Source organism: Microbacterium sp. GXF0217 (genome assembly GCF_054798195.1).
In genome coordinates, this window is sequence record NZ_JBSJZG010000002.1 from 611,071 (window position 1) to 625,458 (window position 14,388).

At 67.5% G+C, this 14,388-nt stretch carries 13 protein-coding genes and 1 pseudogene; 11 read left to right on the forward strand and 3 right to left on the reverse strand.

Annotated features, from left to right (window positions below):
• Positions 1 to 159: 159 nt before the first annotated feature.
• Complete coding sequence (locus tag ACWAT3_RS06165) at positions 160 to 1,185, forward strand: alpha/beta hydrolase (protein WP_460796743.1); 1,026 nt, start codon at positions 160 to 162, stop codon at positions 1,183 to 1,185.
• 259 nt (positions 1,186 to 1,444) lie between these two features.
• Positions 1,445 to 2,281: an endonuclease domain-containing protein gene (locus ACWAT3_RS06170; RefSeq protein WP_460796744.1), complete on the forward strand. Its 837-nt coding sequence runs from the start codon at positions 1,445 to 1,447 to the stop codon at positions 2,279 to 2,281.
• Positions 2,282 to 2,390: 109 nt separating this feature from the next.
• On the opposite strand, the gene ACWAT3_RS06175 is transcribed toward ACWAT3_RS06170, so the two are convergent.
• Both ACWAT3_RS06175 and ACWAT3_RS06180 read right to left on the reverse strand, forming a co-directional pair.
• Entirely contained in the window at positions 2,391 to 3,014 is a 624-nt protein-coding gene (locus ACWAT3_RS06175; protein ID WP_460796746.1) for a GntR family transcriptional regulator, read from the reverse strand.
• A gap of 370 nt (positions 3,015 to 3,384) precedes the next feature.
• Positions 3,385 to 3,873 carry a YajQ family cyclic di-GMP-binding protein gene (locus ACWAT3_RS06180; protein ID WP_376177065.1) on the reverse strand — a complete coding sequence of 163 codons (489 nt, stop codon included), beginning with the start codon at positions 3,871 to 3,873 and terminating at the stop codon, positions 3,385 to 3,387.
• 187 nt (positions 3,874 to 4,060) lie between these two features.
• Between ACWAT3_RS06180 and ACWAT3_RS06185 the strand changes: the two genes are divergently transcribed.
• The 4 genes from ACWAT3_RS06185 to ACWAT3_RS06200 all read left to right on the forward strand — a co-directional run bounded on the left by ACWAT3_RS06185 (position 4,061) and on the right by ACWAT3_RS06200 (position 9,814).
• The gene (locus ACWAT3_RS06185) at positions 4,061 to 5,296 is read left to right on the forward strand and encodes a sugar ABC transporter substrate-binding protein (RefSeq protein WP_460796747.1); all 1,236 of its coding nucleotides are present in this window, start codon (positions 4,061 to 4,063) and stop codon (positions 5,294 to 5,296) included.
• Positions 5,297 to 5,362: 66 nt separating this feature from the next.
• Positions 5,363 to 6,976: an ABC transporter permease subunit gene (locus ACWAT3_RS06190; RefSeq protein ID WP_460796749.1), complete on the forward strand. Its 1,614-nt coding sequence runs from the start codon at positions 5,363 to 5,365 to the stop codon at positions 6,974 to 6,976.
• On the forward strand, positions 6,976 to 7,863 hold the full coding sequence (locus ACWAT3_RS06195) for a sugar ABC transporter permease (protein WP_460796750.1): 888 nt from the start codon (positions 6,976 to 6,978) through the stop codon (positions 7,861 to 7,863). The genes ACWAT3_RS06190 and ACWAT3_RS06195 overlap by 1 nt, the downstream gene beginning before the upstream one ends.
• A 76-nt stretch (positions 7,864 to 7,939) precedes the next feature.
• The gene (locus ACWAT3_RS06200; RefSeq protein WP_460796753.1) at positions 7,940 to 9,814 is read left to right on the forward strand and encodes a glycoside hydrolase family 13 protein; all 1,875 of its coding nucleotides are present in this window, start codon (positions 7,940 to 7,942) and stop codon (positions 9,812 to 9,814) included.
• 332 nt (positions 9,815 to 10,146) lie between these two features.
• Here ACWAT3_RS06200 and ACWAT3_RS06205 read toward each other — a convergent pair whose 3' ends face one another.
• Positions 10,147 to 10,983, reverse strand: coding sequence for an endonuclease domain-containing protein (locus ACWAT3_RS06205; RefSeq protein ID WP_460796754.1), 837 nt, complete (start codon positions 10,981 to 10,983; stop codon positions 10,147 to 10,149).
• A 246-nt stretch (positions 10,984 to 11,229) separates the two neighbouring features.
• Between ACWAT3_RS06205 and ACWAT3_RS06210 the strand changes: the two genes are divergently transcribed.
• The 5 genes and pseudogenes from ACWAT3_RS06210 to ACWAT3_RS06230 all read left to right on the forward strand — a co-directional run.
• The gene (locus ACWAT3_RS06210) at positions 11,230 to 11,382 is read left to right on the forward strand and encodes a hypothetical protein (protein WP_429458528.1); all 153 of its coding nucleotides are present in this window, start codon (positions 11,230 to 11,232) and stop codon (positions 11,380 to 11,382) included.
• An 86-nt stretch (positions 11,383 to 11,468) separates the two neighbouring features.
• A complete protein-coding gene (locus tag ACWAT3_RS06215) occupies positions 11,469 to 12,689 on the forward strand; it encodes an ABC transporter (RefSeq protein ID WP_460796756.1) in 1,221 nt (406 codons plus the stop codon).
• Between the two features lie 120 nt (positions 12,690 to 12,809).
• On the forward strand, positions 12,810 to 13,187 hold the full coding sequence (locus ACWAT3_RS06220; RefSeq protein WP_460796758.1) for a hypothetical protein: 378 nt from the start codon (positions 12,810 to 12,812) through the stop codon (positions 13,185 to 13,187).
• 146 nt (positions 13,188 to 13,333) lie between these two features.
• Positions 13,334 to 13,981: a spermidine/putrescine ABC transporter substrate-binding protein gene (locus tag ACWAT3_RS06225; protein WP_460796760.1), complete on the forward strand. Its 648-nt coding sequence runs from the start codon at positions 13,334 to 13,336 to the stop codon at positions 13,979 to 13,981.
• A 203-nt stretch (positions 13,982 to 14,184) separates the two neighbouring features.
• Positions 14,185 to 14,388, forward strand: a pseudogene (locus ACWAT3_RS06230) (30S ribosomal protein S12); the annotation flags it as partial.

The following is a 14,388-nucleotide window of genomic DNA, read 5'->3' on the forward strand; positions in this document are numbered from 1 at the left end:
GTTCTCGGAGTTGGGACACGCGTGAGGCGGATGGATGCCGCGGCATCCCGCCCGAACCGTGACCGTCCGCGGGTTCGGTCACGCATCGAGTGGCTTCCGTGCGATGCGTCCCCGCCCGAACGGTGACCGATCGGTGAGACCGGTGGGTACCCTGGGCACATGACCGACTGGACCCCCGACGTCCTCGGCGACGAGTTCGAGCAGCGGACCCTCCCGCTCGGATCGGATGCCGAGGGTGACGTCGTGGCCACACTCGTCCGAGCGCTGCCGACGGTGCCGGAGCAGCCGAGCGGCTGGGACCGGTTCGTGCATCGTCTGCGCGGTCACCCGCACGTCCCGTCCGCACCGGATCTCGTCGACGTCGACGTGCTCTACGTGCACGGCTGGTCGGACTACTTCTTCCAGAAGCGCCTGGCACGGTTCTGGACCTCCCGCGGCGCACGCTTCTTCGCCCTGGATCTGCGCAAGTACGGTCGGAGCCTCCGCGAGGGCCAGACCGCGGGGTACATCTCCGATCTCGCCGCCTATGATGAGGACATCGCGGCGGCGCTGGACGCCATGTCCGCGGCATCCGATCGTCGTCTCGTCCTGCTCGGGCACTCCACCGGCGGCCTGATCCTGAGCCTGTGGGCGTCGCGCAATCCGGGGCGGGCAGCGGCGGTGATCCTGAACTCTCCGTGGCTGGAGTTCCAGTTCGGCATCCGTCCAGCGATCGCCCCGGTCATCGGCTGGGGTGCGAGGGTCAGACCTCTGGATGCCGTCCCGCAGGTGGATCTCGGCTTCTACTCGCGGGCGCAGACCGCGGTCGCCGACCCCGACGATCCGGTGGAGGTGAACCTCGCCTGGCGTCCCGAGCAGACGATGCCGGTGCACACCGGCTGGCTGCACGCCGTGCTCGCCGGCCACGCGCGGGTGGATGCCGGCCTCGCGATCGATGCTCCGGTGTGCGTGCTGCTGTCCGCGCGCACAGCGGTGCCGAGCCGCTGGTCGGACGAGCTGACGAGCGCCGACAGCGTCCTCGTCGTGGACGACATCGCCAGAGCCTCGCTCAAGCTCGGATCGTCCGTGACGGTCGAGCGGATCGATGGTGCGCTGCACGACGTGTTCCTGTCGCGGCACGACGCGCGCGAGGACGCCTACCGTCGCCTCGACCGCTGGGTCACGGGGTGGGCTGCGGCACGGTGACCCGGCCCTGACGCCCACGGATCCCCGACGCCCGCGGCCCCGATGACGATTCATGGAGCCCGACGCCCCCGGATCCATTGACGAATCACGAATCCGGTGACGAATCACGGATCGATCGACCGATTCGGTTCGTGATTCGTCACCTGGTCCGTGAAACGTCGCTTCCACTCGCTCTGCACAGCCGGGCGGCACGTCCTGGTTGTCCACAAACGATGATCTCCCCACACAGCAAACCCTCTCTTGGCGCAAGGTTGTCGGCATGCTCTCCGCACACGACACCATCACGAGGCTCGGCGGCATCGCCCGCAGTTCGACCCTGCAGCAACTGGGGTTCACCCGGCAGGGTCTCGCCAATGAAGCGCGCCGCGGAACGATCCAGCGCATCCGAAACGGCATCTTCGCCACGAGGGTTCTGAATGACGACGTGCGCAGGGCGATCGAGCACGGGGGAGCGCTGACCTGTGTCAGCATCCTCCGGCTCAAGGGGGTGTGGGTCCTGCCGCGCCCAGACGGACTCCATGTCTGGATGCCGTCGAGGAGGCACCCGCTCGATCACCCCTCCTGCACCTGCGTCTCGCACTACTTCCACGGGAGCCCGCCACTGGGATCCGCGTCGATCGAGACGGCTCTGCTGCATCTGCGTCGGTGCGCGGGTGATGAGGCGTTCTTCGCGGCCTACGAGTCGGCGTGGAGGCAACGGCTTCTGTCCCGCGCGGCGCGTGCCCGCATTCGTGCCGCCCTGCCGCGAACGAGTCGTTGGCTGATCGATATCGCCAGGTCAGATGCTGACAGCGGACTGGAATCGCTCATGAGGATGAGATTGCATCTGCTCGGCATCCGGCTCGAATGCCAGGTGCTGATCGACGGTGTCGGCCGGGTCGACTTCGTCATCGGTGGCCGGCTGATCGTCGAGGCGGACGGTGACGACAACCATGGGTCGTCGACGAAGCGGCATCACGATCGGGTGCGGGATGCCGCGGCATCCGAACTCGGATACGAGACTCTTCGGTTCGACTATGCCCAAATCGTGCATGACTGGCCCACTGTTCAGGCGGCGATCATCGCGGCGCTTCGTCGACTCCGGGTCATCCGATGACGAATCACGGATGCTGTGACGAATCACGAGTCAACAGACCGAATCTGTTCGTGATTCGTCACCGGGTTCGTGATTCGTCACCGGGCCGAACGTCACGGGCCGAAGGACTTCAGACCCCGTGGATGGCCCGGCTGGCGTGCTCCGCGGCATCCGCATCGCCCGTCATGAGCGCGTCACGCAGCGCGCGGTGAAGCGCGAGAGTCTCATCGCGCGCCTCGGGAGCAACCTCGCGGAGGTTCCGAGCGAGCGCCATGCCTGCGTCCCGCAGCAGGCCGTGCTGCAGCGTGTTGCCACCGAGCTCCGACAGGCGCTGGAACAGCACCTTGCGCGCGAGCGAGTAGGCGATCGGGTCGGCGATGCTCTCGTCGAGGGCGTCGACCAGCGCCGCGACGTCGACGCGATCAGCGTCGGTCATCCTCCGCGCGGCGAGGCGGGCGACGAAGCCGGCCTGAAAGCCGGCGAACTCGCGGGATTCGGCGATGACCTGATCGGTGACGGGCGTGACCTCGGTGTATCTGCTCGGGTACATCGTCACCAGCCCGATGCGTTCGAGCCGCTGCAGCGCCTCGCGGATCGGCATGCGCGACACGTGCAGCTGCAGTGCGAGCTCGGCATCGCGGATGCGCTCGTTCGGCGCAAGATCCCCGTTCACGATCGCCGTGCCGAGATGCTGGAAGATCTCCTCCGCCAGCAGCTTCTTCGTACGCCCGATCCGTCTCGATTCCCCAGTCATCGACTTGCCCCCAAGTACTTCTACTACCCCAGCCCCTGCGTTGCGGCCGGGGTGCAACTACATCACGAACAGGGGGGAGATGCCAATCCTGGCGGCTACTGTGGCCGGCGATCGCAGTGCGCCGACCGGCCACAGCAGGTGCCGGTCCGGCGCGCCGGAAACCCTTCTCGTTCCCCACCGGAGAAGTCTTCTGACCCCCCGATCAGCAGAGGCACCGCCTACCAGCTTCTCGGATCGCGACCCGTATATCAGTATGCGATTCCGGATGCCGGTTCGATCGGTCACGCGTGGGGTGACTGACCGGCCGTGCGCCGGCCCCCGGGCACCACGAACACCGGCATCCCACCGGCGGATGCGTGACCCGGGCGCCTTACCGGTAGTTGATGAACTGGAGGTCGACCTCGAGGTCCGATCCCTTGAGCAGCGCGATCACGGACTGCAGGTCGTCGCGGCTCTTCGACTGCACCCGCAGCTCGTCGCCCTGGATCTGGCTCTTCACGCCTTTCGGGCCCTCGTCGCGGATGATCTTGCTGATCTTCTTCGCGTTCTCGGACGAGATGCCGTCCTTCAGCGACGACACGATGCGGTACTCCTTGCCGGACGCGAACGGCTCGCCGGCGTCGAGGCTCTTGAGCGAGATGCCGCGCTTGATGAGCTTGGACTGGAAGACGTCCAGCACGGCCTTCGCGCGCTCTTCGGAGTTTGCCTTGATGAGGATCTGCTCGCCGCTCCACGCGATCGAGGCGTCGGTGCCCTTGAAGTCGTAGCGCTGCTCGACCTCCTTGCGGGCCTGGTTCAAAGCGTTCTCGGCCTCCTGGTGGTCGACCTTGGAGACGATGTCAAAGGAGCTGTCAGCCATACAGGAAGTGTAGCGATCCTGTCGATCCGGCGAACTCGTGGAAACGCTTCCAGAACGAAAACACGGCGCTGGGCGCGGTCCCAAGGCCCAATCGCCTGATCGGCCGTTGCAAAAACAGTCGTTCTCGTTGCATACTGTAAGCGCTTGCAGTCCTGCAGGCCATCAGCACTCAGAGAGGCACACACCAATGAAGGTGAACAAGAGGGGCATCGTCGCCTTGGGCGCGATCGCGATGGTTTCCACGCTGACGCTCGCCGGTTGCTCGACCGGCAGCAGCACCGACGAGGGCTCGTCCTCCGGTGACGACAGCACGGGCTCGCTGACGGTGTGGGTGGATGCCGAGCGCGTCGACGCCCTGGCCGGAGCCGCCGAGGCGTACGAGGAGAAGACCGGCGTCAAGGTCGAGATCGTCTCCAAGGACGTCGACACCATCAAGGACGACTTCATCCAGCAGGTGCCGACAGGCAAGGGCCCGGACATCACCATGGGCGCCCACGACTGGCTGGGCGAGCTGTCCACCAACGGCGTGGTCGCACCCCTCGAGCTCGGCGACTCCGCCGAGGACTACCTCCCCGTCGCATTGCAGGCCTCCACCTACGACGGCACGGTCTACATGCTCCCGTACGCGGTCGAGAACATCGCCGTGTTGCGCAACGCCGACCTCATCCCGGAGGCTGCGACCAGCTGGGACGACATGCTCGCCAAGGGCCAGGCCGCCGGCCTCGCTCACCCCTTCGTCGTCGAGCAGGGCGCCGAGGGCAACCCGTACCACCTGTACCCGTTCCAGACCGCGTTCGGTGCTCCGGTGTTCGGCACCGACGACACCGGCAGCTACGACGCGACCGACCTGCAGCTCGGCAGCGAGGGCGGTTTCGCCTTCGCCGACTGGCTGGGTGCGCAGGGCGCGGCAGGCAACTTCAACACCGACATCGACGGTGAGATCGCCAAGCAGCAGTTCCTCGACGGCACGGCCGCATTCTGGCTGACCGGTCCGTGGAACGTCGGCGCAGCCGTCGACGGCGGCATCAACGTCGCGATCGACTCCGTCCCCAGCCCGACCGCCGAGGTCGCATCGCCGTTCGCCGGCGTGAAGGGCTTCTTCGTGAGCTCGGAGTCCGAGAACAAGGTCGCCGCGAACGACTTCCTGGTCAACTACATCGGCACCGAGGACGTCCAGCTCGAGCTGTTCGAGACCGGCAACATCCTGCCCGCTCTGACGGCAGCAGCGGATGCCGCGGCATCCGACCCGATCATCGCCGGATTCCAGGCCGTCGGCCAGGACGCCGTTCCGATGCCCGCCATCCCGGCCATGGGCTCGGTGTGGGAGTACTGGGGCGTCGCCGAGGCGGCCATCATCAACGGCGAGGACCCGACCGCGACGTGGCAGAAGCTCGTCGACGACGTGACCGCCGCAATCCAGTAACGAAGAAGTGCATTCCCGTCGGGGCGGACCGCGCGTCCGCCCCGACGGCTTCACCACGGGGAAGACATGACTGACACCGTCGAGGTCGACGAGGCCACAGCGCCGCCGACAAAACGCCAGCGCCAGGCCGCGCAGATCGCCGAGGCCGCCTCCGGCCGCATCGGATGGATGCTGCTGAAGATCCTGCTGCTCGCGATCGTGGACGCCGTCGCGCTGTACGCCGTCTTCGTGCTCTTCACGCACCAGGAATGGCTGGTGCTCGGCATCGTCGTCGCCGTGACGGTGCTCGTGAACTACATCTACTTCTCCCGCAAGCGAGTGCCGGCGAAGTACCTGACGCCCGGCATCATCTTCCTGATCGTCTTCCAGGTGTTCACGCTGCTGTACACGGGCTACATCGGCTTCACGAACTACGGCACCGGGCACAACGGCAGCAAGGATCAGGCGATCTCGTCCCTGCTGGCCTCCGCGCAGGAGCGCGTCGAGGATTCGCCGACGTATCCGGTCACGGTCGTCGAGCAGCTCGGCACGCTCGGCCTGCTCGTCACCGACCCGGAGTCGGGCGACGCGTCGGTCGGCACGAACGAGCAGCCTCTCCAGGAGGTCGACGCGACCATGGAGGGAGACAAGGCGATCGCCACCGACGGCTGGACGACGCTGACCTTCGCGGACGTGCTGTCCCGGTCGGGGCAGATCGAGGACCTCTCCGTCCCCTTCAGCGAGGACCCCAACGACGGCGCCCTGCGCACTCCGGATGGGCAGAGCGGGTACCTTTACATCTCCACGCTCGAGTACGACGAGGCCGCCGACGCGATAATCGACACGCAGACCGGCGAGGTCTACTCAGACATCGGCACCGGCGCCTTCACCGCGGAGGACGGCACGGAGATGCTGCCCGGCTGGCAGATCACCGTCGGCTTCGACAACTTCGTGCGCGCCGTCACGGATGAGACGATCCGCGGCCCGCTCATCTCGGTCACGATCTGGACGTTCGCGTTCGCGCTGATCTCGGTCGCGACGACGTTCTTCCTGGGCCTGCTGCTCGCGCTGGTGTTCAACAACACCCGGATGCGGTTCCGCAACGGATACCGGATCATCATGATCCTGCCGTACGCGTTCCCGGCGTTCCTGTCGGCGCTGGTGTGGGCCGGAATGATGAACGAGAGCTTCGGCTTCATCAACCAGGTGCTGCTGGGCGGTGCCGAGATCCCGTGGCTGACGGATCCGACGCTCGCCAAGGTGTCCGTGCTGCTGGTGAACCTCTGGCTCGGCTTCCCGTACATGTTCCTGGTGTGCATGGGGGCCCTGCAGGGCATCCCGGAGGACGTCAACGAGGCCGCCGTGATGGACGGCGCGAACCCGTGGCAGATCTTCCGCCGGATCAAGCTGCCGCTGCTTCTCGTCACGGTCGCGCCGCTGCTGATCTCGTCGTTCGCGTTCAACTTCAACAACTTCAACCTGATCTACATGCTCACCGGCGGCGGTCCGCGCTTCAGCGACGTGGCGATCCCGGTCGGGCACACCGACATCCTGATCTCGATGGTCTACAAGGTGGCCTTCACCGGGCAGTCGCGCGACTACGGTCTCGCGTCGGCGTTCACCATCCTGATCTTCATCGTGGTGGCGACGATCTCGATCGTCAGCTTCCGCAAGACCAAGGCACTCGAGGAGTTGAACTGATGAGCACCGACATCGCCTCGCGTCGCCGGCGGAGCTTCGGCAGCTGGTTCGCCGACACCGGATGGCGCCACCTCATCGCCATCGTCGTCAGCATCTTCGCGCTGTTCCCGCTGCTGTACGTGCTCTCGGCATCCCTGAACCCGAACGGAACCCTCACCGGCTCCAACCGGCTGTTCTCGGCGATCGGCTTCGACAGCTACGTCCGCATTCTCACGGATCCGCAGAACCCGTATCCGCAGTGGTTCCTGAACACGCTGATCATCGCGGTCGTGACCGGCTTCGTCACGGTGTTCATCGGCGCGTGCGCCGCGTATGCCTTCTCGCGCATGCGCTTCGCCGGTCGCCGTGTCGGGCTCGTGACGATCGTCGTCGTGCAGATGTTCCCGCAGCTTCTTGCTGTCGTCGCGATCTTCATGCTGATGTCGACGCTGGGGGACTGGTTCCCTGCGATCGGCCTCAACACCCACACGGGCCTCATCCTGGTGTACCTCGGCGGCGCGCTCGGCGTGAACACCTACCTGATGTACGGCTTCTTCAACACGATCCCGAAGGAGATCGACGAGGCGGCCCGCATCGACGGCGCCGGTCACGCGCGCATCTTCTTCACGATCATCCTGCGTCTCGTGGCGCCGATCCTCGCGGTCGTCGGTCTGCTGTCGTTCATCGGCACGGTCAACGAGTACGTGATCGCCAGCGTCATCCTCATCGACCCGGAGCAGCAGACGCTCGTCGTCGGCCTCACCAAGCTCGTCTCCAACCCCCGCTACGCGGACTGGTCGGCGTTCTCGGCCGGTGCCGTGATGGCCGCGATCCCGGTGATGGTGCTGTTCCTCTTCCTGCAGAAGTACATCGTCGGCGGTCTGACCGCCGGCGCCACCAAGGGCTGAGGACGCCGGGGTAACCGGGCCGTCACAGGCGCCGGTTACCCTGAGCATCCGATCGTTCTGACCGCCGGGAGGACCCATGACTCTGCTGCCCCACCACGACGGCTCGCCGCTGCACGTCTCGAACGATGCGCCTGTCCTCGGCGAGGTGGTGACGGTCCGGCTGCGGGTTCCGGTCGGGTTCGGAGAGCTGGATGCCGTGCGCACCCGCTCCAACCCCGACCACGAGCCGGAGTGGACGGATGCCGTCCGCATCGGCACTGCCGACGGCTGGGACTGGTGGGAGGCGCCGATCACCGTGCGCAATCCGCGGCACGGGTACCGGTTCGTGCTGCTTCATGCCGATGGTGGCATCCAGTGGTTCAATCAGACCGGACTGCACCGGATCGAGACGCGCGACGACGATGATTTCGCCCTCGTCGCCCAGCCGGCGCCGCCGGCGTGGCTGCAGGAGAGCGTGATGTATCAGGTGTTCCCCGACCGGTTCGCCCGGTCGGCGCAGGCCGATGCGCACGAGGTGCCCGACTGGGCGATCCCGGCATCCTGGGACGAGCCGGTCGACCCGGTGTCGCCCGGCCGGGGCGGGCAGTTCTACGGCGGAGACCTTCCAGGGATCACGGAGCGGCTCGACCACCTCGTCTCGCTCGGGGTGAACCTGCTGTACCTGACGCCGATCTTCCCGGCGACGTCGAACCACCGCTACGACGCGTCCAGCTTCGACCGGATCGATCCGCTGCTGGGAGGCGAGGACGCCTACATCGAGCTGATCGAGCAGGCGCACGCCCGTGGCATCCGGGTGATCGGCGACCTCACGAGCAACCATTCCGGCGACCGGCACGAGTGGTTCCAGGCGGCGTACCGGCATCCGGGCGCACGGGAGCAGGAGTACTACTACTTCACGGATGCCGAGAACACCGCCTACGAGTCCTGGCTGGGGCACAGCTCCCTGCCGAAGTTCGACTGGTCGAGCCCTGAACTGCGCGAGCGGTTCATCACGGGCGACGATTCGATCGTCGCGAAGTGGCTGAAGCCGCCGTTCGGGATCGACGGCTGGCGCATCGACGTCGCGAACATGACCGGACGCCTCGGCGCGGTCGACCTGAACGCCGAAGTGCGCGGGCTGCTCGCCGAGACGGTGCGGCGAGTGAATCCGGACGCGATCCTGCTCGGCGAATCGACGAACGACGCGGCGAGCGACCTGCAGGGAGACGGCTGGCACGGGGCGATGACGTACCCGTCGTTCACGCGTCCGCTGTGGGGCTGGTTGAGCGAGCCGACGGGTATTCCGTATGCGGAATGGGACGGCACGATCACCACGCAGCCCTGGTTCTTCACGCAGCCGCTGGGCGGGATTCCGCGGTACACGGCGCGCGACTTCGTGGATGCCGTGACGCGGTTCACTGCGGGGATTCCGTGGCGGGTGCGACTGGGGAACATGCAGCCGCTCGATACCCACGACACCGCACGGTTCGCGACGAACGCGGCCGAGGGGACGATCCCGGTCGCCGTCGGCCTGTCGATGACGCTTCCGGGTGTGCCGGTCGTCTTCGCGGGTGACGAGTTCGGGCTGGTCGGCGCTGATGGCGAGTCGAGCCGCACGCCGATGCCGTGGGGCAGCGAGAGCGACCCTGTCGTCGCCTCGCGGCTCGCTCTCTATCGGTCGCTCGTGGCGCTGCGTCGCGAGCATCCGGTGCTCGCGACCGGCGGGATGCGGTGGCTGCACGTGGACGACGAGACCATCGTCTTCGTGCGCGAGTCCATCGAGGAATCCGTGCTCGTGCTCGCGACGCGCGGGGGAGCGGACGTCGAGCTCGCCGGCGGTGCGGTTCCGGTCGGTGCGAAGGCGCTGTTCGGCGAGGCGACGCTGGCGACATCCGATGGGTCCGTCGTGCTGGTCGCCGAGGGTCCTGCCTTCGCGGCCTGGAGCCTCCCGGGCGTGCCGCTGCCCGCCTGACTGGCTGGTCGTGGGGCACACCTGCACGACTCGGGAACAGTTGCACGACGTTGGGAACAGTTGCACGACTCGGGAACAGTTGCACGACTCGGGAACAGTTGCACGACGTTTCTGCGGGTTCGGTCGTGCAGGTGTTCCCGGGTCGTGCAAGTGTCCCGGGGAGAGCGGCGGCGGCGCGCAGCGGCGGCGGGGCGCAGCGGTGGCGGCAGGGCGATTGCGGTCGCGGATGTCGCTGGGTACAGCTGCACGGCCAGGGAACAGTTGCACGGTGGTTCTGCGGGTTCGGTCGTGCAGGTGTTCCCGGGTCGTGCAAGTGTCCCGGGGAGGGCGAGTCAGGCCAGGTCACGGACGCGGCGAAGCGCAGCGAGGATGGCGGGCAGGACGCTCGGCCAGTCGTGCACAATCTGTGCGTAGTCGAAGCGGAGCGTTTCGTACCCCAGGGCGGATGCCGCGGCATCCCGTACGAGGTCCTTATGACGCATGGTCTCGCCGTCGTGATTCTCCTTGCCGTCCGTTTCGATGATCAGCCGTCCGCCGATGACGAAGTCGACCTTGCCGACGCCATCGATGATGACCTGGCAATCCAGTCGGATGCCCAGAATTCGCAACCGTAGTCGCAACAGGGACTCCAGTCCGCTGTCGGCGTCAGGGCGCGCGAAGTCGACGAGCCATCGCGCCGACGCCGGAAGCGCGTCGCGGATGCGAGCGCGAGCTGGGCCCGACAGCAGCCGCAGCTTCCATGCGGATTCGTAGGCGGCGAAGAACGCTTCTTCACCTGCACAGGTGAAGACGTGGATCAAGGCGGTTTCCGCAGTGGCGAGGCCGAACTGGGTGCGGCCATCGAAGAAGTGGCTGACGCACTCGCACCCGGGGTGCGGATGTCTCCGGCCGTTGGTGCCCATCCAGACGTGAGGGACCGGTTGTTCGGTCAGAGTCCAGACGCCGCGGCGCTTGAGCGCGGCTTCACACGTGAGTGCGCCGCCGTGAGCGGCAGCTCGGACCACCGCTTCGTTCGCACTCCTGGCGGCGAACACGCCGGCGCGCACCCGGCGAATGGAGCCGTCGTCCACGTGTGCCGCGAGTGCTTTGCGGGAGACGCCATGGCGCTGCAGGGTGCGTCCGCGAGCGACGCCGCCGAGTCTTGTCAGGAGAGTTTCTGGGTCCAGCATCCTGACACCCTGTCCGATTCGCAGGGTCGGCAAGCGCGAATCCGAGCGCCGGTGGATGGATTCTCAAGAATCGGGACCTGTGCAGAAGGAGTGGTTCCGGGTACACCTGCACGACTGGGGAACAGTTGCACGGTGCTTCTGCGGGTTGGGTCGTGCAGGTGTTCCCGGGTCGTGCAAGTGTCCGCCGGAAGAGCCAGTACGGCGTTTCGCCCCGACACCACGGCCACCCGGTCGTACCCTCGGCTCATGGCACGCGTGGGTGGGCGCAACCTGGCGATGAGTTGGATCGTCGGCATCCTGTGCGCCGGCGTCGTCGGTGCACTGCTGTGGCTCGCGATCCCCGCAGGCCCCGCCGTGATCGAGATGGTCGGCGACAGCCTGCGCCAGCTCACGCCCTGACCTGTCGACACGTCGGCACGCCTCCCGGAGCGCCCGCTTGAGCGGCGATACCCTCGCAGTGCACATATCCGACGAGAGGCGCCCCCATGAGTGACCCCGAGGTTCCCCAGCCCGAGAAGCCGACTGACGTGAACGACGTCGTCGACAGCGCCAAGGCCGGTCTCGAAGAGGCCGCTGCTGCCGGTGCCGACGTCCCCGCTGCCGCGCACTCCTCTGACGACGCATACGCGTCCGCCGACGACGTATCGTCGCCCACCGACGAGTCGCCCGCCGCTGAGCCCGCCGACAGCACGTCGGACGCGGCTGCCGGCGCGCCCGCCGCCGGAAAGCCCGCCGTCGACGCCGCCGATGAAGCGCCGGCCGCCGAATCCCCCGCCACTCCGGCCGTAGACCCCGACCTCGCCGCCTTCGAAGAGATGGAGAAGGCGCACCCCGGCACGTTCACGAGCCTGCCCGACGACATCCCGGCCGCCCGCGACGGCATCGGCGGCGACGAGACCCTCGCCGCCGAAGCGGCGGCCACCGCAGCAGCCGACGACGACGACATGAGGGCATCCGAGATCGCCGCGGCCGCCGCCGCGACCGAGTCGATCAACGAGCGCTCGAACATCGTCGCCGAGGAGCCGACGTCGGTCACCTCCGTCTACGACGAGCCGACGGATGCCGAGACCCGCGTCCTCCCGTCCGAGCCCGTCGTCGGAGTCGCCGCCGCGACCACCGCAGCCGCGGCCCCTGCCGCGCTCCAGCCGATCTTCGTCCAGGCGCCTGAGCCGCCCCGCGACCGCGGCAACCGCGGAACCGCAGGGCTCATCGGCCTGCTCGCCACTGTCGTGTTCGCGGTGCTCTACCTCGGCGTCGTGCTCGCGGTCGGCGCGATCGAGGGCGACGTCATCGCCGAGAATATCGGCGATGCGGCCCTGGCCCCGCTCATGACGTGGGGCTTCTGGACGCCGGTCGTCGTCTTCTTCCTCGCGTTCTGGCTGCTCGGCGCGATCATCAACCGCGGCCGCTGGGGCCTCTGGGTGATCTTCGGTCTGCTGGTCGGCGTCGCCACCTACTTCGGCTTCATCCTCGGTCAGCTCTTCGAGGCGCCGTTCTGGATGATCACCGCATCCCAGGGTGTCGAGCTCGTCAACGAGCAGCTGTTCTCGCCGCTCGCGATCGCTGCCTTCGTGCTGGGTCGCGAGCTCACCATCTGGTTCGGCGCGTGGGTGGCCCGCAGCGGCGCCCGCAAGTCCGAGCTGAACGCCGAGGCGCAGCGCGAGTACGAGCGCACGCTCGAGGCCGGCCCGAGTCTGCCGAGGTAAGTCACGAACATCTCCACGCCGAACCCCCGCGGGCCCGAGTCCGCGGGGGTTTCGGCTGTCCTGGCGCTGGCGCTCTCGACGGTCAGCTTCTTCGCGCTGGCCATCGTCGGTCTCGGAGCGGTGAGCTTCGCGACGGATGCCGACATCATCGCTGTTCCCGACCTCGGCCAGGGGCCCGGCGTGATCGGGATGGTCTGCGCCGTGGCCGCCTTCGCGGGCGTGCAGTGGGCGGCGTTGCGGATCGCGAAGCCGCTCTACCGGTCGGTGTGGGTGACGGCCCTGGCGACGGCCCTCGTGCATCTGCTCGCCGTCGCGGTCAGTGCCCTCGTCGCCACGGGGGACCCGGTCAGCGCTCTCGCCGTCGCGGGCGATCTGGTGACGCGCGGCGCCGGCCTGGTCATCCTGCTGGCCGCCGCCGTGGCCGCCTGGGGTGGCGTGGCACTGCGGCGGACGCGTGCTCAGCATCCGCGCTGGCCGTGGGAGCGTGACGACGAATAGCCCGCACGTCCCCCTTCCGGCGAGACGTACTCTGCGGGGTGAGGCGTCGCCAGGCAGCCCAAGTCTCACCCGGCAACTCAAGCCTCACGCCCGCGTACGGCGCCCGAATACCCCCGAACCCCCCGTACTCGCCGTACCCTGTAATCGTGGAGCGCTCACTGGAGACGCAGGTCGACCAGGCCGTCGAGGCCTGGTTGCGTTGGGTGCCGCGCTGGGAGCCGGCCACTCACCGCGGACGCGTCGCACCCTGTCGCCGCTGCCTGGGCTCGCCGATCCTGTCCGCGGTCGGCATCGGCGGCAATGTCCCGCACGGTGTGCAGCACGGACTCTCCACCCGCATCAAGACGATTGTCGACCATGCCGTCGCCGACTACACCGCGCACAATCTGCCGACGCTCCAGCGCGAACTCGACCAGCAGGCTGCCCGCAATCGGGCCCGCAGCTACCGGCCGAGCGAGGACCTGGCTCCCGAATTCGAGGGGATGCCGCTGGACCCCGAGCCGGTACCAGGAGCGCCCTTCCTGTTCACGATCGCGGGCCTCGCCGACGAGGATTCTTCGGAGCTGCCGCCGCTTCCGCCGTTGAGCGATGATGCGAAGGCCGCGCTGCGGCAGGAGGTCACGCTCGCCGACGAGTACGCCAACATGGTGGGGCGCGAGATCTGCGGCATGCTGCTGCGGCATCGGTTGGCGGTGCAGGCGGCGATCTCGCAGTACGTCGAACCGCAGATCGAGGCGATGCTCGAAGAGCTCACCCGCTCGCTGGACGCTCCATTCGACCCGGATGCGGCCTGACCGCCATTTGACCGCGTACGTTACGCGGCATTACACTTGATCAGGTGTGTGCACGTCTCGGCGTGCCTGCACACGGGCTCCGGTCCATACCGGTCTGCCCCCACGGCATACCCACCACACCAAAAGCGCGTCGATTCCGGCGTGCCGGTGGGTCTGATGTGATTCCATCGCGCTGTCACCGTGCAGCACAACAAGGAGAGAACGTGCCAACCATTCAGCAGTTGGTTCGCAAGGGTCGCTCGCCCAAGGTCACCAAGACCAAGGCGCCCGCCCTGAAGTCGAACCCGCAGCAGGCCGGGGTCTGCACCCGCGTCTACACCACCACCCCGAAGAAGCCGAACTCGGCGATGCGCAAGGTCGCTCGTGTGAAGCTGCGCAACGGCACCGAGGTCACCGCGTACATCCCC

Coding starts and splice junctions, on each gene's coding strand:
- ACWAT3_RS06185 (WP_460796747.1), top strand. CDS start 4,061: ATGAAGGTGAACAAGAGGGGCATCGTCGCCTTGGGCGCGATCGCGATG.
- ACWAT3_RS06200 (WP_460796753.1), top strand. CDS start 7,940: ATGACTCTGCTGCCCCACCACGACGGCTCGCCGCTGCACGTCTCGAAC.
- ACWAT3_RS06180 (WP_376177065.1), bottom strand. CDS start 3,873: ATGGCTGACAGCTCCTTTGACATCGTCTCCAAGGTCGACCACCAGGAG.
- ACWAT3_RS06205 (WP_460796754.1), bottom strand. CDS start 10,983: ATGCTGGACCCAGAAACTCTCCTGACAAGACTCGGCGGCGTCGCTCGC.
- ACWAT3_RS06210 (WP_429458528.1), top strand. CDS start 11,230: ATGGCACGCGTGGGTGGGCGCAACCTGGCGATGAGTTGGATCGTCGGC.
- ACWAT3_RS06195 (WP_460796750.1), top strand. CDS start 6,976: ATGAGCACCGACATCGCCTCGCGTCGCCGGCGGAGCTTCGGCAGCTGG.
- ACWAT3_RS06175 (WP_460796746.1), bottom strand. CDS start 3,014: ATGACTGGGGAATCGAGACGGATCGGGCGTACGAAGAAGCTGCTGGCG.
- ACWAT3_RS06170 (WP_460796744.1), top strand. CDS start 1,445: ATGCTCTCCGCACACGACACCATCACGAGGCTCGGCGGCATCGCCCGC.
- ACWAT3_RS06215 (WP_460796756.1), top strand. CDS start 11,469: ATGAGTGACCCCGAGGTTCCCCAGCCCGAGAAGCCGACTGACGTGAAC.
- ACWAT3_RS06190 (WP_460796749.1), top strand. CDS start 5,363: ATGACTGACACCGTCGAGGTCGACGAGGCCACAGCGCCGCCGACAAAA.
- ACWAT3_RS06165 (WP_460796743.1), top strand. CDS start 160: ATGACCGACTGGACCCCCGACGTCCTCGGCGACGAGTTCGAGCAGCGG.